Annotated in this window: 1 pseudogene; it reads left to right on the top strand. The window is 68.4% G+C overall.

Going from position 1 to position 721, the window contains the following annotated elements:
- Positions 1-718 (top strand): annotated as a pseudogene (gene prpD, locus DBR34_RS22915) (2-methylcitrate dehydratase); the annotation flags it as partial.
- Between the last annotated feature and the right edge of the window lie 3 nt (positions 719-721).

The following is a 721-nucleotide window of genomic DNA, read 5'->3' as shown; positions in this document are numbered from 1 at the left end:
CTACCCGAGTGCGCTGACCGCGCCCACCTGGGGCTTCTACGACGTCAGCTTCGGCGGGCAGCCGTTCCGCTTCCAGCGCCCGTATGGCAGCTACGTAATGGAAAACGTGCTGTTCAAGATCAGCTACCCGGCCGAATTCCACGGGCAGACCGCCGTCGAGGCGGCGATGCAGCTGCATGCGCGGATGCGCGCGGCCGGCAAGCGCAGCGAGGACATCGCCCACATCACCCTGTGCACCCAGCAGGCCTGCCTGCGCATCATCGACAAGCCCGGCCCCCTGCATAACCCCGCCGACCGCGACCACTGCGTGCAGTACATGGTCGCCATCGCGCTGATCTTCGGCCGGCTGGTGGCCGAAGACTACGAGGACGACGTGGCTGCCGACCCGCGCATCGATCCGCTGCGGGCGAAGATCACCTGCGTCGAGGAGCCGCGCTACACCGCCGACTACCTGGACCCGGACAAGCGCAGCATCGCCAACGCGCTGGCGGTGACGTTCACCGACGGCAGCACCCTGGATGCGGAGGTGGAGTACCCGCTGGGCCATGCCCGCCGCCGCGCCGAGGGCATCCCGCTGCTGGAGGACAAGTTCCGCGCCCACCTCACCGCCACCTACCCGACCCAGCAGCAGCGCCGCATCCTGGACGCCTCGCTGGACCCGGTGGTGCTGGAAGCGATGCCCGTGCACGACTACGTAAACCTCTACCTACCGGGGTAGAGC

It is taken from the genome of Stenotrophomonas sp. HMWF003 (assembly GCF_003061285.1).
Lineage (GTDB): Bacteria > Pseudomonadota > Gammaproteobacteria > Xanthomonadales > Xanthomonadaceae > Stenotrophomonas > Stenotrophomonas maltophilia_AP.
Note: the sequence above shows the minus strand (reverse complement) of the source record. Positions and strands in the feature narration are given on the sequence as shown.